17 protein-coding genes are annotated in these 19,626 nt (G+C 70.3%); 6 read left to right on the forward strand and 11 right to left on the reverse strand.

Going from position 1 to position 19,626, the window contains the following annotated elements; genetic code table 11:
- The first annotated feature begins 236 nt into the window (after positions 1-236).
- Both PSC72_RS19820 and PSC72_RS19825 read left to right on the forward strand, forming a co-directional pair.
- A complete protein-coding gene (locus tag PSC72_RS19820) occupies positions 237-533 on the forward strand; it encodes a UPF0175 family protein (protein ID WP_274323152.1) in 297 nt (98 codons plus the stop codon).
- The gene (locus PSC72_RS19825) at positions 530-1,060 is read left to right on the forward strand and encodes a DUF3368 domain-containing protein (protein ID WP_274323153.1); all 531 of its coding nucleotides are present in this window, start codon (positions 530-532) and stop codon (positions 1,058-1,060) included. The genes PSC72_RS19820 and PSC72_RS19825 overlap by 4 nt, the downstream gene beginning before the upstream one ends.
- Before the next feature lie 33 nt (positions 1,061-1,093).
- Here PSC72_RS19825 and uvrA read toward each other — a convergent pair whose 3' ends face one another.
- Positions 1,094-4,081, reverse strand: coding sequence for an excinuclease ABC subunit UvrA (gene uvrA / locus PSC72_RS19830; RefSeq protein WP_274323154.1), 2,988 nt, complete (start codon positions 4,079-4,081; stop codon positions 1,094-1,096).
- Between the two features lie 115 nt (positions 4,082-4,196).
- Here uvrA and PSC72_RS19835 point away from each other — a divergent pair, with 115 nt between their 5' ends.
- Positions 4,197-4,772, forward strand: coding sequence for an LURP-one-related/scramblase family protein (locus PSC72_RS19835; protein WP_274323155.1), 576 nt, complete (start codon positions 4,197-4,199; stop codon positions 4,770-4,772).
- A gap of 129 nt (positions 4,773-4,901) precedes the next feature.
- On the opposite strand, the gene PSC72_RS19840 is transcribed toward PSC72_RS19835, so the two are convergent.
- From PSC72_RS19840 to PSC72_RS19880, 9 genes are all read right to left on the reverse strand, one after another.
- Positions 4,902-5,312: a hypothetical protein gene (locus PSC72_RS19840; protein WP_274323156.1), complete on the reverse strand. Its 411-nt coding sequence runs from the start codon at positions 5,310-5,312 to the stop codon at positions 4,902-4,904.
- A gap of 68 nt (positions 5,313-5,380) precedes the next feature.
- The gene (locus PSC72_RS19845; RefSeq protein WP_274323157.1) at positions 5,381-6,739 is read right to left on the reverse strand and encodes an MFS transporter; all 1,359 of its coding nucleotides are present in this window, start codon (positions 6,737-6,739) and stop codon (positions 5,381-5,383) included.
- A 128-nt stretch (positions 6,740-6,867) separates the two neighbouring features.
- Positions 6,868-8,103, reverse strand: a complete 1,236-nt coding sequence (locus PSC72_RS19850; RefSeq protein ID WP_274323158.1) for a PGF-CTERM sorting domain-containing protein — start codon at positions 8,101-8,103, stop codon at positions 6,868-6,870.
- Positions 8,104-8,226: 123 nt separating this feature from the next.
- The gene (locus PSC72_RS19855) at positions 8,227-9,168 is read right to left on the reverse strand and encodes a sugar kinase (RefSeq protein ID WP_274323159.1); all 942 of its coding nucleotides are present in this window, start codon (positions 9,166-9,168) and stop codon (positions 8,227-8,229) included.
- Between the two features lie 150 nt (positions 9,169-9,318).
- Positions 9,319-11,691, reverse strand: a complete 2,373-nt coding sequence (gene mutL, locus PSC72_RS19860; RefSeq protein ID WP_274323160.1) for a DNA mismatch repair endonuclease MutL — start codon at positions 11,689-11,691, stop codon at positions 9,319-9,321.
- A gap of 129 nt (positions 11,692-11,820) precedes the next feature.
- Positions 11,821-12,363, reverse strand: coding sequence for a hypothetical protein (locus PSC72_RS19865; protein WP_274323161.1), 543 nt, complete (start codon positions 12,361-12,363; stop codon positions 11,821-11,823).
- A gap of 5 nt (positions 12,364-12,368) precedes the next feature.
- A complete protein-coding gene (locus tag PSC72_RS19870; RefSeq protein WP_274323162.1) occupies positions 12,369-13,232 on the reverse strand; it encodes an ABC transporter permease subunit in 864 nt (287 codons plus the stop codon).
- Positions 13,229-14,176 carry an ABC transporter ATP-binding protein gene (locus tag PSC72_RS19875; RefSeq protein ID WP_274323163.1) on the reverse strand — a complete coding sequence of 316 codons (948 nt, stop codon included), beginning with the start codon at positions 14,174-14,176 and terminating at the stop codon, positions 13,229-13,231. The genes PSC72_RS19870 and PSC72_RS19875 overlap by 4 nt, the downstream gene beginning before the upstream one ends.
- A gap of 125 nt (positions 14,177-14,301) precedes the next feature.
- A complete protein-coding gene (locus PSC72_RS19880) occupies positions 14,302-15,534 on the reverse strand; it encodes an ABC transporter permease subunit (RefSeq protein ID WP_274323164.1) in 1,233 nt (410 codons plus the stop codon).
- A gap of 104 nt (positions 15,535-15,638) precedes the next feature.
- On the opposite strand from PSC72_RS19880, the gene PSC72_RS19885 reads away from it, so the two are divergent.
- The 3 genes from PSC72_RS19885 to PSC72_RS19895 all read left to right on the forward strand — a co-directional run bounded on the left by PSC72_RS19885 (position 15,639) and on the right by PSC72_RS19895 (position 19,062).
- Entirely contained in the window at positions 15,639-16,868 is a 1,230-nt protein-coding gene (locus PSC72_RS19885; protein ID WP_274323165.1) for an ABC transporter substrate-binding protein, read from the forward strand.
- 71 nt (positions 16,869-16,939) lie between these two features.
- The gene (locus PSC72_RS19890; protein ID WP_274323166.1) at positions 16,940-18,430 is read left to right on the forward strand and encodes a S8 family serine peptidase; all 1,491 of its coding nucleotides are present in this window, start codon (positions 16,940-16,942) and stop codon (positions 18,428-18,430) included.
- Positions 18,427-19,062 carry an ArsR/SmtB family transcription factor gene (locus PSC72_RS19895; protein WP_274323167.1) on the forward strand — a complete coding sequence of 212 codons (636 nt, stop codon included), beginning with the start codon at positions 18,427-18,429 and terminating at the stop codon, positions 19,060-19,062. The genes PSC72_RS19890 and PSC72_RS19895 overlap by 4 nt, the downstream gene beginning before the upstream one ends.
- An 84-nt stretch (positions 19,063-19,146) precedes the next feature.
- On the opposite strand, the gene PSC72_RS19900 is transcribed toward PSC72_RS19895, so the two are convergent.
- Positions 19,147-19,572, reverse strand: a complete 426-nt coding sequence (locus PSC72_RS19900; RefSeq protein WP_274323168.1) for an NUDIX domain-containing protein — start codon at positions 19,570-19,572, stop codon at positions 19,147-19,149.
- Positions 19,573-19,626: the final 54 nt, after the last annotated feature.

Consider the following 19,626-nt stretch of genomic DNA (forward strand, 5'->3'; position numbering starts at 1 on the left):
CGAGCAGTGTCGTCTCTTTCGTATCGCGGGAGACCACGGTTCGGTGCGCGGGTTGGAAAAGCCGACAGGTCGAGTCGCCCGGTGTGTTGCACGCATCGCGTTTGAAATTCGGCATCTTATCGACTGGAATAGTCTGTAGCCGTGGGAGAGGATTTCGCCCGATATCTTATCAGTGATCGCGAGACCAGTGTCGCGTGTGCGACGTGATTATTACGATACAACGCGATGCAATGCACATGGAGAACGTCACGACGCGCATGAGTGACGAGGAACTCGACCTCGTGGAGCGGCTGGCCGACGCCAGCGGGGAGAGCCGCAGCGAGGCCGTCCGGAAGGCCGTCCGTCGCGGCGCACAGGAGGAGTTGATACGACTCGCGCTCCAGCGCTATCGGGACGGCGAGGTCGGGATGCGCGGCGCGGCGGATCTGGCGGGAGTACCGATCTCCGAGATGATGGCCGAGGCCAACGAGCGCGGCGTGCTGTCGAACTACGACGAGGCAGATCTGGCCGACGACGTCGACGCGTTGCGATGAGCGATAGCGACGACGAACGGCTGATTCTTGTGGACGTGAGCGTGTTCATCACGCTCGCCGCGGTGGACGCGGTAGAATTGCTGTCCGGACTGGCTGGCCGTCTCGTCATCCCGGAACGGGTGGTCGCCGAACTCGTGGACGACCGCTCGCAGGCGGCGCTATCGACCGCCCGCAAGGAGGGTTTCGTCGACGTCGAGCGAGCCGAGACCGAACTGGAGTCGGCGCGGACGCATCTCGGGAGCAGTTCGGACGACACCGGTGACGTCGGACTGCTCGCTCACGCCCTGACCGCCGATGGATCGGTCGTCGCAGTGACCGACGACAAACCGCTCCGGCAGACCTGCAAAGCGCTCTCGATACCCGTTTCCGGATCGATCGGTGTGCTGGTTCGCGCCGTCGACCGCGATGCTATCGACGCTCGCGAGGCGAAGGAAACGCTATACGCGATGGACGAAGTGGGCGCACGGCTGAGTGCAAGTCTCGTTCGACGGGCCGAGCGGTTGATCGACGAGGCCGAAGCCGGGTGAGAAATCGGGCGCCGCCGAAACGGTTTGCGAGTCTCAGTCGTCGTCAGCGCGCGGCGCCGTCTCTGCCTCGCCGTCGGCGTCGGCGGTGACGACGCGGTCGCCGCGCGGCCCGTCCATGTCCACGTCCGGGAGCAGGTCGCGGAGGTACTTCCCGGTGTAGGAGCCCTCGGTGCGGGCGACCTCCTCGGGGGTCCCTTCGGCGACGAGCTGCCCGCCGGCTTCCCCGCCCTCGGGACCGAGATCGACGATGTGGTCGGCGTTCTTCACGAGGTCGAGTTCGTGCTCGATGACGACGACGGTGTTGCCGTCGTCGGTGAGCCGGTGGAGCACGTCGATGAGCTTGCGCTCGTCGTGGGGGTGCAGGCCGGTGGTCGGCTCGTCGAGCAAGTAGAGCGTCTCGCCGGAGTCCTTCTTGCCGAGCTCCTCGGCGAGCTTGACGCGCTGGGCCTCCCCGCCCGAGAGGGTCGTCGACGGCTGGCCGAGCTGCATGTAGTCGAGGCCGACGTCCTTCAGGAGCTTCAGCCGGCGGCGGATCTGACTGTGGCCCTCGAAGAAGTCGTAGGCCTCGTCGATGCTCATGTCGAGCACGTCCGCGATGGTGGCGTCCTTGTAGGTGACGTCGAGCGTCTCGCGGTTGTAGCGCGCGCCGCCGCACTCCTCGCAGGGGACCTGCACGTCCGAGAGGAAGTTCATCTCGATGGTGACCGTCCCCTGCCCGCCGCACTCCTCGCAGCGGCCGCCCTTGACGTTGAACGAGAACCGTCCCTTCTCGTAGCCGCGCTGTTTGGCGAGGTTCGTCTCGGCGAACAGCTCGCGGATGTGGTCGAAGACGTTGGTGTACGTGGCGGGATTGGACCGGGGCGTCCGACCGATGGGCGACTGGTCGATCAGCCGGACGGTCTCGATGTTGTCGAGCCCGGAGAGGCCGTCGTGCTCGCCGGGGTTCACGTCGGAGTTGCCGTGCATCTCGCGGGCGAGCGCCTTGTAGAGCACGTCGTGCATCAGCGTCGACTTGCCCGACCCGGAGACGCCGGTGATGGCCGTGAAACAGCCGACGGGCAGGTCGACGTCGAGTTCGTTCAGGTTGTGCTGGCGGGCGCCCTCGATGGTGATGGTGCCGTCGGGGTCGCGGCGCTCCTCGGGCACCGGGATGGCGCGCTCGCCGGAGAGGTAGTCGCCGGTGATACTGTCCTCGCAGTCGACGACCTCGTCGAAGTCGCCATTAGTAACGATCTCGCCGCCGCGCTTGCCCGGGCCGGGGCCCATGTCGATGATGTTGTCCGCGCGGCGCATCGTCTCGGTGTCGTGCTCGACGACGAGCAGGGTGTTACCGAGGTCGCGGAGTTCGGCGAGCGTGTTCAGCAGGCGGTCGTTGTCGCGCTGGTGGAGCCCGATCGAGGGCTCGTCGAGGACGTACAGCACGCCGACGAGGCCGCTCCCGATCTGGGTGGCCAGCCGGATGCGCTGGCTCTCCCCGCCGGAGAGCGTGGCGGCCTCGCGGTCGAGAGTCAGGTACTCCAGCCCGACCTCGACCATGAACCCGAGGCGCGCGCGGATCTCCTTGAGGATCTCCTCGGCGATCATGGTGTCCCGTTCGTCCAGGTTCTGCTCGACGCCCTCGAAGTGTTCTAGAGCGTCGCCGATCGAGAGCCGGTTGACCTCGGTGATCGAGGCGCCGTCGACCAGCACCGCGCGGGACTCTGCCTTCAGTCGGGTCCCCTCGCACTCGGGGCAGGTCGTCGTCGCCATGTACTCCTCGATGTGCTCGCGTGCGCGGTCGGAGTCGGTCTCGACGTGGCGTCGTTCGAGGTTGGGGATGACCCCCTCGAAGCGCTCGGTCTTCTCGCGGGTGCCGTTTTTCGTCCGCCACTCGAAGTGGACGCGGCTGTCTGTCCCGTAGAGGAACTGCCGCTGGATCGATTCGTCGACCTCCTCGAAGGGCGTGTCCAGCGAGACGCCGAAGTGCTCGGCGACGTTGTCGAGCTGGCGCGAGTAGTAGGTGCGGTCGTAGCTCCAGGGCTCGAAGACGTGCTTCAGCGGCTTCGTGGGGTCCTGGATCACCAGGTCCTCGCTGACCTCCTTGGTCTCGCCGAGCCCCTCGCAGACCGGGCAGGCGCCGTAGGGGCTGTTGAACGAGAACGAGCGCGTCTCGATCTCGCTGATGTCGATGTCGCAGTGGGTGCAGGCCAGGTCCTCGGAGAACTCGACGACGAGTCGGTCGTCGCCGCCGTCGTCCTCGTCACCGAGGTCGCCCACCGAACGGGTGGTCGCGCCGCCGAGTTCCACGTCCTCGGGAGGGTCGGGGACGACGACCTTGAGGACGCCCTCGCCCTCCTCCAGGGCGGTCTCGACGGAGTCCGTAATTCGAGAACGGGCGTCGGGGCTGACGGTGATGCGGTCGACGACCACGTCGATGGTGTGGTCGTAGTTCTCGTCGAGTTCGGGGCGGTCCAGCGAGAGGTCGTGCTGCTCGCCGTCGACCTCGACGCGGGCGTACCCCTCGGCGACGAGTTCGTCGAAGAGGTCCTCGAAGGCGCCTTTCTGGTCGCGGACGACCGGCGCGAGGATCTTCGCGCGGGTGCCCTCGGGGAGTTCGAGGATGCGGTCGACCATGTGCTGGGCGGACTGCTCGCCGACTTCGCGGCCGCACTCGGGGCAGTGGGGGGTGCCGACGCGGGCGTAGAGAAGTCGCAGATAGTCGTGGAGTTCGGTGACGGTCCCGACCGTCGAGCGGGGGTTGTTCGCGGCGTTCTTCTGGTCGATGGAGATCGCCGGCGAGAGCCCCTCGACGTTCTCGACCTTCGGCTTGTCCATCTGCCCGAGGAAGTTGCGCGCGTAGGCCGACAGCGACTCGATGTAGCGCCGCTGGCCCTCGGCGTAGACGGTGTCGAACGCGAGCGAGGACTTCCCCGACCCCGACAGGCCGGTCACGACCGTCAACTCCTCGCGCGGGATCGTTACGTCGACGTCCTTGAGGTTGTGTTCCTCTGCCCCTCGGACCTCGATGACGTCTTTACTCATCTATCCCACGTCAAGGACCGGGGGTGTGAAACCCTGTCGGTTCGCCCGTTTCCGCGGCAATGTTCGCCACCATGATGCCGAAATTTAAATACCAGGGGCGGAACACTTGGGGCGTATGGCTGGGAGCTACGACATCGCAGGGATCGAACTGGGAGACGACAGCTACACCGTCGAGCAGTCGCTCGTCCGGAGCAAGTACAAGGCGATGGACGCGGCGGGTAACGTGGTCCTGCGCGGGAAGAAGAAGATGCTGAAGATGAAAGAGGAGTTCCCGTTCACCGACGGGGACGGGACCGAGGTGTTCACGGTCAAAGCCGGGGGCATCATCGACGTGGCCGGGAACTACGTCCTCTCGGACGCCCAGACCGGCGAGGACCTGGTCATCCTCGACAACGACTACTCGCTGTTCCAGGACACCTGGAAGATCCGGGACGCCCGCGACGAGTCGAAGATCGCCGAGATCAACTCCCGCGGCGCGCTCGTGACGGTGGCTCGCCACTACCTGCCGTTCGGCGGGCTGATCCCCCACAAGTACGAGATCACCGACCTCGACGGCAACCACGTCGGTAGCATCGAGGGACAGTTCTCGCTGAAAGACCGCTACGAGGTCACCATCGACGACACGAGCACCGTTCCGAAAGAGCCCGTCGTCGCCGCGGCGATGGTCATCGACGCGATCCAGGGCCACTAGAAACGGCTGTTTTCGGGTTCGGGCACCCTCACCCCGGTAGCGAAAGCGTATTCGGGTCGGTACCGGGACATCCACGCCGACACCGGCGCACTCGGACAGCCTCTGGACCGGTCGTGTTGACGCCCCGAGTCACTTCTCTCCCCGAGCCTGTCGCTTCCACTCGCGCTCCTGTCGCCGCTCGGCGACGTGGCGGCGTCCGTCGGCGAGGTCCGTGCGTGTGTGCTCCGCGAAGGCCGTCACGTCGGCCATGAAGTCGTCTTCGAAGGACTCCAGCACGTCGTAAGACCAGCGGTGATCGTCGACGACGCCCCGCGGGAGGTGACGCTTGCGGATCTCGTCTGCCAGGTCCTCGTGCCCGCTCTCGCGGAGCAGCGTCTCCGCCTCGTCGAGGTGCTCCATGGCGTGGCCGGTGTTGTGGTGGAACTCCACGAGTTTGCCGTGGGCGCGCCTGAGCCACTCCAGTCCGAGTTCGACCTCGTGGAGCGCCTCGACTTCGCAGTCCGACAGGTCCGCGCCGGGGGTATCGTCGTCGATTGCCATGCCATACCGTAGCGCTGGCGGAGAGATAGGCCTGTTGCCGGTGTTCGCGAGGCGGCCGGAAGCGTCGGTCAGGCGTAGGCCTCGAACTCCTCACCGAAGACGAGGAAGTAGCCGACGCCGACGACGCCGACGACGCTGGCGACGCTGAACGCCAGTTCCGGGCCGGCGGTCAGCGTCCCGAGGGCGTCGACCGGCAGGTCGAGCGCCCAGTCGCTATCGTAGAGATACCCGCCGAGCGCGGCGCTGGGGATGACGATAGTGTTGCGCAGGAGGTAGTACGCGCCGGTGACGCGGCCGCCCGCGTCACGCTCGGCCGGGCCGACGATGAGCGCCTTGTGCGAGGGGAGCCCGGCGAAGCGTAGCCCCGAGAAGGCGAACAGGGCGGTGATGACGGCGGGGTCGGCCGGCGCGAAGATAAGGAGCGCGGGGAACACCGCGTACACGGCGAACCCGAGCGCGACGACGGGCTTCAGCCCCACTCGCTCGGCGGCGATGGCGGCGGGCGCCATGGAGACGAGCGCGACCACCATCTCGACGCCGAGCAGGACGCCGAAGAACACGGCGGGGTTGAGGTAGTAGCCGAACAGCGTCACGTCAAGTTCGTAGATCCGGGTGATGACGAGGATGAAGAAGCCGTAGACCATCCCGTTCGCGAAGCGGACGAGCGTGTCGGCGACGAGCAGTGGCCGGAGCGTCTCGGGCAGGTCCGCCAGATCCCGGCGGATCTGCGCGACCCCCTCGAACTCCGTGCCGAAGGAGTCGGCGTCGGTCTCGTAGCGGACGTGCTGGACGACGGTGGCGACGGCGCCGAAGCCGACGGCGACCGCGAGGACGTACAGGAAGCCGGGGAGGATGTCTTCCCCACCGCGGTCGCCGAGGGAGAAGAGGAGGCCCGCCGCCAGCAAGGGACCGATCAGGAACGCCGTGCGGCGGAACGTCTCGGTGCTGGCGAACCCGCGGGCGAGCCGGTCGTCGGGAACGCTCTGCTTGACGATGGCGAACGTCGCGCCGAGGCCGAACGACTTCCAGGCCTGCGCGAGGACCAGTCCGACGAAGATCCACAGCCACGGTTCGAGGACGACCGCGCCGAGGTCGATCGGGCCGACGAGCGGGGCGACCAGCCAGACGACGAACCCGAGCGTCGACAGCAGGCCGAACAGGGTGAGGGCGTACCGCGAGCCGACGCGGTCGGAGAAGACGCCACCGGCGTAGGGGTAGACCGCGCTGATGACGTTGCCGAACGACCCGTAGAGGCCGACGACGAACGGGGTGGCGCCGAGGACGACGAGGTACTCCGAGAGGTACCGTCCGGTCATCTGGAAGCCGAGGCTGAACGCGAACATCGCCAGCGAGAGCACGAGCACGTCCCGCTCCAGCGAGAAGAACTGCCGCACCGTCGACCGGACGCTCGGCGTCTCCGTTGCCATGTCTGCGGGTCCGTCCCCCCGGACCTAAACGTCCGCGAGGCGGCGACGGTTGCCGGTATGCGCTCCCCTGCGGGACGTTCCCGACCGATCCGGTATATAGGCCTCGGGGGCCTCCGGCGGGCGGCCGATCACGCTCGGCGGCGGGCCGCGACGGCGCCGAGGAGCAGCGCGACCAGCGCGCCGGCCACGCCGAAGCCGGGACCGACGCCGCTGTCGGTTTCGGTGGCGGCGTCGGTCTGCGTGCCCGTCGCGGTGGCGGTCGCGGTCGGGGTGGCACCGCCGCCCGCCTGGACGCCTTCGACCGTCACGGCGTCCTCGCGGCCGTCGGACTCGGCCGAGATGGTGACGTTCCCGGCGCTCTCGACGGGGACGCGGAGGACGCCGTTCTCGTCGGTCTCGCCGGCAGACGAGCCGCCGACGCTGACGGACGCGCCGGAGACGGGGTTGCCGTACTCGTCGACGACGGTCACCCGGACCGGCTCGCCGACGACCACTCGGTCGCTGTCGGCCCGGACGTCGATAGCGGACTGGCGCTGGATGGACGCGTTGAGCGAGGTCTCGGACTCGCGGACCGACAGGCGCCTGGTTACGCTCTCGTAGCCGGGCTTGGTGATCGTCACGTCGTAGGCGTCGTTGACGGGGACGCTGACGGTGACGCCGCCGGTTCCCTGCGTGGTCACGTCGGCGATGTCCGGGACCGTGACGTTGGCGCCAGTCACGGGCCGCGGCGGGTCGAAGTGGTCGTCAGTGACGCTGAACGACACCAGCACCGAGTCCTGTTCGACGGTCATCGACTGGGAGACCTGCCCGTCGACGGTCAGCGTCGTCCGGTTGCGCAGGTACCCCTCCTTGAACGTGATGAGGGTGTAGTTCCCCTGCTCGATGTTGTCGGTGGTGAACGTCCCGTCGCCGGACGTCCGGGCGTTGACCACCGGCTTGCCGTCGTGGAACATGCGGACGATGGCGTTGTCGACGGCACCGTTCGCGTCCGCGACCGAGACGGTCGCCTTCCCCTTCTGTGCGACTCGGATCCGCACGTCGCCCTCGCTCGCGTTCTCGACGACGTACGGGTGGTTGCGGACGTAGTGTGGGTGGTCGATACGGATGGTGACGTCGGCGCCCTCGGCGACGTCGATGAACGCCTTCCCGTTGCCCGCGGTCGTTCGGTTGACCGGCCCGCCCCCGTCCCAGGTCGCCGAGAGCCGCGCGTCGCTGAGCGGGTTGCCGCCCTGGTCGACGACGGTGACTGTCAGCGTGACGGTCTCGGTCTGCGTCGTCGACGCGCCGACGCCCCCGACGAACGACGCGCTGACGACGAACAGCGAGAACAGAACCGGAGCCATTCGCGCGTGTGCCCGTGCCATGACTGGTACCTTATTGGGCGTCCCCATATCTTTGTCGACTGTTAGCCCCTTGCTTTCCACTTCGCCTGACAGGTGCCAGAACGGGTCCCGGGATCGGGTCGCCCTCCGGCGACCGGCGAGCGGTCAGCGGCCGCTCTGGAGGTCCTCGACCAGGGAATCGATCTCCTCGCGGGTGACCGTCGTCATCGCGCCGGGGATGGTCCGCGCCAGCGTCGCACCGGCGACCCCGTAGGCCAACGCATCGTCGGCGCTCGCCCCCGAGAGGACGCGTTCGAGGAAGGCGCCGGCGAACGCCTCGTGCTGTCCGGCCGGGTCGACGGCGTCCACCTCGACGCCGTCCTGCTCGTGGATGACGCTGCCGCGGCAGGCCAGCGCGCCGCGCTCGCTCCGCGTGATGACGACCGTCTCGAACTCCCGCGTCGACGCGATAGCGTGCGCGATCTCGCGCGGCGACCCCGTCCGGTCGAAGACGCGCCGCGCCTGTTCCTCGTTGGCGATCAGGATGTCCACGGCGTCGAACACGCCGTCGAGCGTCTCGCGGGCCTCCTCGACCGACCAGAGGCCCGGCTGGAAGTCCAGATCCATCGCGACGAGGCCGCTCCCCGCGGCGCGCAGGACCGCCTCGGCCGTCTCGACGATGTCGCCCGACAGCGAGAGCGTGCTCCCCGCGACGAACGTCGCGTCGGCCCGCTGGACGCGGTCCATGGGCAACTCGCCGGGCGTGACCGAGGCCGCGGCGGCGTGATAGCGGTCCTGCAGCAGGCGTCCCTCGCGCGGCTCGGGCGCCTGCTCGGCGAACTGGAGGCCCTGTCGGCCCTCGTCGGCCCACGCGATCTCGGTGTCGACGCCGTGCTCGTGGAGCGCCCGCTCGACCCGCCGACCCAGCGGGGAGTCCGGGAGCTTCGAGAGCCACGTCGCGTCCGCGCCCATCGCCGTCGCCGCGACGGCGACGTTGCTCTCCGTTCCCGACACCCGTATCCGCATCTCACCGGCCGTCTCGAGGCGCTCGTCCCCGACCGGTGACACCCGTAGCGACGTTTCTCCGAACGTGACCAGCTCCGTCATACCCCGTCCATGGACAGCGCGCGGTATAATTCATAGGGGGACGGACCTGTCACTGGATTTTCGTCCGCCACCGGGCCGATCGCGGTAAACCAGCGGAATCACCGATGCCGCGGCGCGGGCGTCACTCCCGGCGACACCGCGACGAGGACGTTAGTCCCGCCGGCCGCCGTGGCCGGGGTAGTCCCGCTCGAAGCGGGCCTCGATCTCGTCGGCGTCGAACTCGACGACGACGGGGCGGCCGTGCGGGCAGGCCCACGGGTTCTCGCAGTCGTCCAGCCGCGCGAGTAGGTCGCGGACCGACCCTTCCGTCAGCGAGGTGTTGCCGGTGATCGAGGGGTAGCAGGCGAGATCCGCGAGCAGTTCGTCCGCCGCCGCCTCGACGGTCTCGGCGGCGCTGCCCTCGCCCTCGACGAACGCCGCCAGCGCGTCCCGTAAGAGGTCGGGATCGGCGGCGTCGGCGACCAGCGACGGCACGGTCCGCACTTCGACCGTCCGGTCGCCGACGCGCTCGGCCCGGAAGCCCAGCGTCGCCAGCGCCTCGCCGTAGGTCTCGAACAGCTCCGCCTCGCGGGCCGTCAGCGACAGCTCGACCGGCCGCGCGAGCGCCTGCGTCGTCGTCTCGCCGGTGAACTCCTCGCGGAGGCGCTCGTAGTTGATCCGCTCGTCGGCGGCGTGCTGGTCGATCAGGACGAGCCCCTCGTCGGTCTCCGCGAGGACGTACGTCTCGTGGAGCTGTCCGAGCACGCGCATCGACGGCAGCGAACCGAAGTCGGTCGGTCCGGCGTCGGGGTCGCCGCCTCCGAGCCGCGCCTGGCCGTGCCCGCCCGTGAACTTGCGGCCAGCGTCGTGAGGGTCGGCGCCCTCGGGCGTCTCCGCACCCGCCGCGGTGCCCGCGTCCGCGTCCTCGGCTTCGGCCCCGTTGCCGGTTCCGTCCTGATCGCCCGGGTCGCCGTCGCTATCGGCTCCGCCTTCGCCGTCCGGCGGCGACTCCGTGGACGGGCCGCCCGGCGGAGACGACCGAGGCGACGGTGCCGCGGGGTCCGACGAGAAGGTCGGTCCCGATACCGACGCGACGGTGGAGTCCGTCGCACTGGCGGAATCGGTCTCGTCGGGATCGGTCCCACCGGAGTCGGCCCTGATGGAATCGGCCCCGCCGGAACCGACCCCGTCGGCGCCGGGCGCATCGTCGACGGACGGGTCACCGGCGCCCGCGTCTTCGGATCCGGCGCCGGCCACGGCCCCGGTCGACGGACCGCCAGAGTCGGCGGTCGATGGCCCACGGGAGCCGGGTTCGGTGCCCGATTCGCCGCCAGCGTCCCGGTCGGGGCCGCCAGCGTCTCGGTCGGTGTCCCCACCCTCCCGGTCGGGGCCGCCACCGTCCGGGTCGGCGTCACCGTCGACCGTTCCACCCTGTTCCGGGCGTATCTCGGTCTGTTCGGGCGCGGACTTCCCCCGCGGGGCGCCGCTGCGGAGGAGTCCCTCCTCCAGCAGCGCGGACTCGACGGCGGTTCGGATCTGCTCCCGGACGCCCTCCTCGTCGGCGAAGCGGACTTCCAGCTTGCGGGGATGGACGTTCACGTCCACGTCGCCGGCGGGGACGTCGAGGAAGAGGACGGCGAAGGGGTACCGGTCCGGCGCGAGCTGGTGGCCGTAAGCCTCGATGACCGCGTCGCGCACGGCCGTCGCGGTGACGTATCGACCGTTGACGTACGTCGAGCAGTACTCGCGGGTGCTCCGCGTCGTCTCGGGGTGGCTGACCAGCCCGGAGACGCCTGCGAGCGGGCCGTCCGGCAGCGACTCCCCGTCGGCCTCCACGTCGACCATCGACTGGGCGACCTCGCGGCCGTAGACGGACATGACGGCCGCCCGGCGGTCGCCCTGGCCGGTGGTCGCGAACGTCTCGCGGCCGTCGTGGGTCAGCGAGACGGCCACGTCCGGGTTCGCCAGCGCGTAGCTCGTGACGACCGTGTTGACGTGGGCGAACTCCGTGCCGTCCTGCTTGAGGTACTTCCGGCGAGCGGGGACGTTGAAGAAGAGATCCTCCACCTCGATGGCGGTCCCCTCCGGGCAGCCCGCGGGCTCGACGCTGGTCACCTCGCCGCCCTCGATCCGCAGTTCCGTGCCGCGAGCGGCGTCCACGTCGGCCCGGTCGGCGCGGGGGTGGGTCGTGATCGTCAGGCGGGAGACGGCGCCGATGGCGTGGAGCGCCTCGCCGCGGAAGCCCAGCGTGGCGACGCCGGACTCCAGGTCGTCGATGCCGCTGATCTTCGAGGTGGTGTGTTCCTCGACCGCGCGTCGGACCTCGTCCTCGGTCATCCCGATGCCGTCGTCGGCGACGCGGATCCCGTCTTTGCCGCCGCGCTCGACGGCCACCTCGACGCGGGAGGCGTCGGCGTCGAGGCTGTTCTCGACGAGTTCCTTCACGACCGACGCGGGGCGCTCTGCCACCTCGCCCGCCGCGATGCGCTCGACGGTCGCCTCGTCGAGGCGCCGGATCTGTCCGGTCGGGGCGTCGTCGCTCATCTACCTCTCCGTGGTCGGCCGACGCCCTTGAGTACTCCGGCCGCGGGCGGCAGGCGATCCGCCGGCCGCCCGGACCGCCGGCCGCCCGGACCGCCGACCGCACGGACCTCCGACCGCCCAGACCGTCGGCTACAGGGTTGCGAGCTTCGAGCCGCCGTACCCGAGCGTCGCGATCCCGGCCAGCGCGAGCAGGAGCTGGTGGATCCGCCCGACGGCCAGGAGCGGCGGCCCGGAGGTCTTCGTCATCATCGCGTCGTACGTCGCGTCGGGCCGTTCCTCGTCAGCGGGGGGCAGGTCGACCGTGCCGTTGGGCCGCTCGACGATCACGTGCATCGGGTACCGGGCGCCCGGGTCGGACATGTTCGCGCGCTCGATCACCTCCGCCCTCGTGGGGTAGTCGTAGTCGTCCGCGCCGTCGCTCGGGGGGACGCGGTACTCCCCGCCGTTCTCCAGCGTGGCGACGTACAGATCCTGTGCGCGCTCGGAGAGGTTCTCGTAGGCGACGACCCGGTACCCTTCGCTCCGGAGCCCGGTCTCGTTGCCCTCGATGTAGTCCGGCTGTTCGACCGACGTGTCGTGCCAGTGGACGGTGCCGACGGGGACGACGGCGGCCGCGGCCAGCAGGACGAGGCCGAGCGCGACGAAGGCCAGGTTTCGGTGTGTCTCACGCATCGTGATCACCCCAGGTCGGCGCCGCTGAAGCGCCAGTAGCCGATCGCAAGCGGGACGAGGCCCCAGGCGACGACCGCGACGAGGCCGAAGGCGTTGTGAGCCAGCGTCTCGTGCCGAGCCGACCACCGCGACGCCGTCAGGACGTGACTGGTCCAGTCAGTGGCGGCGAGCGTCGCCTGGACCGGGTTCAGCCGCCCGACGTACAGGTACCACTCCGGCGCGTCGGGGCTGGCGTTCGTGAGGCCGTTGAGTCGCGACGGGTCGAACCCGGGTCCCTCGACGACCGTCCCGACGGCTCTGACCACTGTCGCCCGCCAGAGGTTCAGCGGGCCGGTGAAGAGGTAGAGCCCGAACAGGAGCGTCACCGCCCGGACCTTGGTCGCGACGGCCGCGGAGACGCCGACGGAGAGGCCCGCCCACGCGAACGTGTACGCCGCCAGCAGGCCCGCGTCGAGCAGGCACTCCACGCCGTCGAGCGTCCCGTACGCCTGGATCAACACGCCGCCGAGGACGAGGTAGGTCCCGAGCGACACGGCGAGCAGGACGACGGTTCGGCTCAGCGCCTTGCCGAGGAGGACGGCGCCGCGGTCCGTCGGGAAGCTCAGCAGGACGCGGAGGCTCCCGGACTCGCGCTCGCCGGCGACCGCGGCGTACGCGGCCACGATGGCGACCGGCCCGCCGAACAGGACGAACGGGACCAGCAGCTGATCCTGCGTCGAGTCGACCAGCACGTTCCACGAGTCCGTTGCCCGGTCGTGGGTCTGGGGGACCGACACCGCGAGCATCACCAGCGCCGCGCCCCACAGCAGCTTCGACCGCGAGAGGTCCGTCAGGTCCTTCCGCGCGATAGTCAGCGCCCGCGCGGTCACGCCTCGCTCACCCCCGTCGACGCGTCGGATTCGGGGCCCGCCCCGGCGTTCGTGTACTCGGTGAAGAGGTCTTCGAGCGACGCCTCCTCGACATCGATGTCGCGGACCGTCGCGCCCGCGGCACTCACTCGCTCGATGACGTCCGCCTTCACGCCCGGGTCCGTACACGAGACGCGGAGCACGTCGCCGCGGACGGTGACGTCCGTCACACCGTCGATCGCTTGGACGCCGCTCGTGTCGGGCACCGCGTCGACGGTGACGACGAGCGTCGATCCGGAGCCGAGGCGGTCGCGGAGCCCCTCGACCGTGTCGACGGCCACGAGGTCGCCGTCGTTCATGATGCCGACGCGGTCGCAGACCGCCTCGACCTGCTCCATGACGTGGCTGGAGAAGAAGACCGTCGCGCCGCGGTCGCGCTCGGCGCGGACGAGTTCGCGCATCTCGCGGGCGCCGTTCGGGTCCAGTCCGGAGGAGGGCTCGTCGAGGATGAGGAGGTCTGGCTCGCCGACGAGCGCCATCGCGAAGGCCAGGCGCTGGGTCATCCCCTTCGAGAAGCCGCCGACGGCGCGGTCGGCGTCCGCGGCGTCGAGGCCCACGCGGTCGAGGACCGTCTCCGGGTCGACGTCGACGCCCTCCATCTGGGCGGCGAAGCGGACGTGCTGTCGGGCGGAGAGCCGGTCGTACAGCGCGTACCCCTCGGGGAGGACGCCCAGGCGCGCCCGGACTTCCTCCGGTCGCTCCCGCGGGTCGATTCCCAGCACCGACACGTCGCCGCTCGTCGGTCGGACGTAGTCCAGCAGGACGTTGATCGTCGTCGACTTGCCCGCGCCGTTCGGGCCGAGGAAGCCGAAAATCTCGCCCTCCTCGACGGTGAGCGAGAGCCCGTCGACGGCGCGGACGTCGCCGTACTCCTTCGTCAGCGCGGTGGTTTCGATCGCTGCCATTTCGTCCGGACCGTGTCTCCGACTGACGGTAAAATATCCGATAGGTTCGACGACGTTCGAAGCTACGTTCCGCGTTCAGGTACTATCGTCTATCGTATGTTTCTGCGGCGACGACTGGCCGCGGTTCAGGTCGAGTCCTGACGGCCGGCGGCGTAGTAGCCGGCCGCGAGGAACGCCGCCGTCCAGAGGAGCATGACGCCCACGGCGTAGGCCGCGTGGATCGGATCGCCGCCGATGGTGACCTCGCGGGTTTCGCCGCCGATGACGATGTGCGTCGAACTGAGCTTCACGGCGAGCCAGTTGGCGACGCCCCGGAAGCCGTCGAACGGGTTGAACCAGCCGAGGTACAGCGCCCACCAGGGGTCCCCGGAGTAGGGATTCTCGAGCCGGGTGAGTTCGTGGGGAGCGTAGGCGTCGCCGAGGAGGAGCGGGCCGACGACGTTCGAGACGGTGTTGTGCCAGAAGTGGGTCAGGTTCGCGAGGAGGTACAGGCCGAACGTGGCCGCGAACGCCCGCTTCGGCGTCGCCGCGAGCCCGCCGAACCCGACCGCGATCGCCGCCCACATGACCGTGAACACCGATAGCAGCGCGGCGTTGGCGGCGTAGGCGGCCGGTTCGAACGACCGGAGTTCGGCGAAGACGAGCGCTCCCTGGAGCAGGTACGTCCCCAGGACCAGACAGACAAGGACCGCCGACCGACTCAGCGCGACCCCGACGAACGCGGTTCGTCCCCGTTCCGGGAGCCCACCGCGGGCCCGTCGGTTGCCCGGGCCGCTTGCCGACGCCATCGCGTGGTCCGACTCACGCCCCCGACTCCGGTCGATGCCGGCCGCGACGTACGCGGTAAGACCGGCCGCGACGAGAGCCAGCGCGACGGGGTTCGGGCCGAACTGCATGATCGCGAGGTAGGCGAGGGCGGCGAGAAACGCGGCACCGAACGCGGCCAGCGCCCGGCGCGTCCGGGTCCGGCGTGCCGCGTCCCATGTCCGCTCGACGCGGTGACGGAAGGCTTCCAGCCGGCCGGACGCGGGCGGGGCGCCGTTCGCCGCGTAGCCGACCCCTGCCGCCGCGGCGCCGACGGTCACGTAGTAGAGGTCGGGGATCCGGCTCAGCACGTCGTAGTGCGTCTGCACCAGGATGTCGCTGCCGAGCAGGTCGTGGACCGGCGCGACGGTCAGGGCGACGACCACTACGGCGATCGCCCACAGCAGCGTCGACCGACGGAGCGCCGCGAGGTCGCGCCGCGCGACCGCGAGCGCGGAGTCCGGCGAACTGGCCGCGCGACTCGCGGGGTCGGAGCGGCGACCTCGCTGCCGCTCCCGCTCGCTCGCGTCGGTCCGATCGCGGGGCGTCGCCATCGTGTCCGCACCTGAGCGGGGTCGGGAGTAAAACCCGGCGGTGACTTCGACGCCGTTCGAAACTTTCTGTACCTTATATGTGATACCGGTGACTCCTCGCAGCCATGGACGAGGTGGACGGCGGTCGGTCCCCGCGACCGCTCTCGCGTCGACGGGTCCTGAAGAGCGTCGGCGTCGCGGCCGGCGCGGCGACCGTCGGCGGCGGCCACCTGCTCAGCCGGGACAGCCCGGAGATGCCCCGGCGCCTCGACTCGTGGCCGCCCGACAGCGGCGCCGCGACCGTGGTGACGGCCGACTACTACGACCAGTGGTCGGTGTGGGCCGCGGAGGCGTTCGCCGAGCGGACGAACGTCGAGGTGCAGCACTACCCGACGTTCGCCTGGAACCCGTCGCGTTCCCTCGGCGGGCGCGAGAAGCCGCCGGGGGTACTCTGCACGGCGTTCGAGCGCGTCAAGGGACTGTTCACGGAACCGAGCGCGAGCGAGGAACCCGAGGGGTCGTTCGACAACGTCGTCACGACGACCGACTCCCTCGGCCGCGCGATGGACGACGGGCTGCTCCACCCGCTCCCCGCCGAGGACGTGCCGTCGTTCGACCGCGTCTTCGACGTGTTCAGTTCGGTCCGGGCTCACCGGGCGGACGGCGACGTGTTCGGCCTCCCCGTCGAGGCGCAGTTGACGCCGCTCGTGTACAACGCCGACTACTTCGAACGCCCGCCGGACTCCTGGGACGCCCTCTGGGACGGCGCCGACGAGGGCGAGGTGCTAGTCGACACCGATGTCGTCTACGGACACCCGGAGATCGCCGCGCTGTACGCCGGCGAGGACCCCAGCGATCCGGACTTCGAGCGGCTGGAGTCGGTCCTGCGGCGCCAGCGGCCGCTGCTCGTCGACGGTCACGACGACCGCGACGGGCCGTCCGCGGTGGACCGCTTCGCCGCCGAGGACGCCGTCGTCGGGTCGCTGTCGCTCCCCGCGCTGTACGAGGCCCGCTTCGAACGGGACGTCCCGCTGGAGTACGTCGTCCCCTCGGAGGGTTCGGTCCTGAACTGCTACTTCTCTGTCGTGCCGACGGCGAGCCGGCGACCGCTCGCCGGTCTTCAGTACGCGAACTGGCTGTGCCGTCCCGAGGTAGCCGCCCGGCGCTGGGAACTGGACCGGGCGGTCCCGACGGTCCCGCTCGTCGAGCACGTCTCGCCGGCGCTCCGGTCGTTCCTCGCCTGGGCCGACGAGGGGCAATTCCACCTGAAGCCGCACCTGTTCGGTCCCGACGAGACCACGACGAAGTACCGGCGACTGATGCAGCGGGTCGAGGAGGGCGAGGATGCGGGGTGACCGAACGGGCGCGAGCGGTCTGGGCCTGAGAAACTGTCGTCGGGTACTCGGCCGTCGCTGCCGGAGGGACCATGGACGCGGGTGACGGCGGCGGACTGGTCGCCGACCTGGGCTGGGTCGCCGTCGGGCTGGTCGTCGGCGCGCTCCTCGCGGCGGCCGTCTCGGCGTCGCTGGGCCTCGCGCTCGGGTCCATCGGCGGGGACGACGCGACGGTCGTCGACCGCGGCAACCTCACGCTCCCCGACGAGGCGACCCGGCTACACGACCGGGGCGTCACGGGATCGAACGTCACCGTCGGCGTCCTCGACGCGACCGGGTTCGACACGGACCACCCGGCGCTCCGGGACCGGGTCGTCGCCGCTCGCACGTTCGGACGGGCCAATCACGTGACCAACGGCGGCGTCAACTCCCACGGGACGGCCGCGGCGATCACCGTCGCGGCGACCGCCCCCGACGCAGATCTGCTGCTCGCGAACGCGAACTCGCCCGGGTCCGCCGTGCGGGGCGTCCAGTGGCTCGTCGACCGCGGCGCCGACGTCGTCGTCGTCGAGTTCAACCGGCTGGGCGCGCCGGACGACGGGACGGCGCCGCTGTCGCGGGCCGCGACGCGAGCGCGCGAGACGGGCACGCTCGTCGTCGCGCCGACCGGGAACCACGCCCGCGGTCACTGGGCGGGGTCGCTCCGTCCCGACGGCGAGGGCACCCACGAGTTCCCCGACGGCGTTCGCAACGAACTCCTCCCGCTGTCGTCGCGCTCGTCCACCGCCGGACCGGTCGAGCTGTGGCTGACCTGGACCGACGGAGCCGACCGCGACGTCGACCTGACGCTCGAACTCTACCGGGCCGCCCCCGACGGACCCGAGCGGGTCGCCACCTCCGAACGCGTCGAGCGGGACGCGCCGCGTTCCGCCCGCGTCGAGAGCGAACGCGTCGAGACGTCGGTCGGCCCGGGGTCGTACTTCGTCGCCGTCCGGGTCGACTCGGGGTCGGAGAGCGCCGCGTCCGACGTGCGTCTGGAGGTCGAGTCGACGACGCACGGGCTCGAACAAGCCCGGCGGGCCGGGAGCGTGGCCGCACCGGCGACCGCCCGGGGCGTCCTCGGGGTCGGCGCGTACGACGGCGACTCGGACGCGGTCGCGGCCTACAGCGGCCGCGGGCCGACCGCAGACGGCCGCCGCGGCGTCGACGTCGTCGCCCCGGTCGGCCTCTGGGACGAGTGGCCCGGTCGGGGCGACACCGGGACGTCGGTCGCGGCGGCCTACGCCGGCGGCGCGGCGGCGCTCGCGCTCGACGCGAACCCGTCGCTCGGCCCCGACGGGGTCCAACGGGCGCTCGAATCGTCGGCCGGCGGTGTCGGACCTCCGGGCGTCGATCCGGTCGCGGGCCACGGGCGCCTCGACGCGAGCGCCGCGGTCGGTCGGATCGCGCCGGATTCGACGGCCGAGACCGAGCACCGACCGTCGATCCTCGGACCGCTGGCGCTGCTCGCGGCGCCGCTGCTCGGGGCCGCGTCGGCGGTCCTGGGACGCGGATCGCAGGCGGACTGGAGGCGAGACAGATGAGCAAGATTTCACGCATCACGCACGGACCGACAGAGGACCGAGACGCGACGCCCCGGTTCGTCGAACTCGGGAGCGAGGAAGAAGACAGGGTGTTCGACGCCCTCAGCTCGGAGACGGCGCGGCGCATCTACCGCGAACTCCACGAGGAACCGCGGACGCCGTCGGCGCTGGCGGCGGCGACGGAGAAGTCCGTCCAGACCGTCTCCTACCACCTGACGAAACTGGAGTCGGCGACGCTCATCGAGCCCGTCGGCACCAGCTACTCCGAGAAGGGCAAGGAGATGACGGTCTGGGCGCCCGCCCAGGGTGCCGTCGTCATCGCCGAGGAAACCGACCGCGCCCGCCGCTCGCTCGAACAGTACCTCGGAGCGACGGCCGGGCTGGTGGCCGCGAGTGCGGTCGTGCACTACGCCAGCGACTGGTTCGTCGCGGCGACGCCCACGGGGAGTCCACTGCTCGAACCCGCCGGGACCGGAGGTGCGCGGACAGCGCTGGACGGGGTCGCACAGCTGGTCGCGGCCGCGGTCGCGACGGTCGATCCGGGGCTCGTCCTCCTGGTGTTCGGTCTCGCCGTTCTCGCGGCCGATTACGTCCGCACTGACGCCGTCCGAGGCCGACTGAGCGATCCGTAACCCCGCCTCGTCGCTACCCCGAACTCGCCGCTACCCCGCGCTCGTCGTCACTTCGGACCGTCCAGTCGTCGGTTTCCGCGTCGTTCAGTCGTCGGTCTCCGTGTCGTTGCGGTGGTTGGCGACGGCGCGCTCGACGGCGGTCTCCAGCGATTTGAAGTGCATCTCCTCGACAGCGCCCTCCGGCGTGTACCAGCAGTAGTCGTCGTGCGTGTCGTCGAGTTCGACGTTGCGACTGCGGGCGCGCACCCGGTAGAGGACGGCGTAGACCGGTTCGTCGCCTTTTCCCCAGATGTCCGTGACGGTCTTGACGGGTTCCTCGACCGTCGCGTGCAGGCCCACCCGCTCGTGGAGCGTCCGGCGCAGCGCGGCCTCCGGCTCCGCGTCGGCCTCGATCCGGCCGCCCGGGAAGGTCCAGGGCCGCAGTCCGCTCGTGACGAGCAACACGTCCCCGCGCGGACCGAAGACGATCCCGCGCTGGGTCACGTGTCCCCTGAAATACGTCTCGGCCATTGTGGTGGCTTGCTGGTCGGACGGCCTTGAACGTTTCCTCCGGTCCCGACCGCG

Origin of the sequence: Halosimplex aquaticum, from assembly GCF_028747785.1 — an archaeon.
Taxonomy (GTDB): Archaea; Halobacteriota; Halobacteria; order Halobacteriales; family Haloarculaceae; genus Halosimplex; species Halosimplex aquaticum.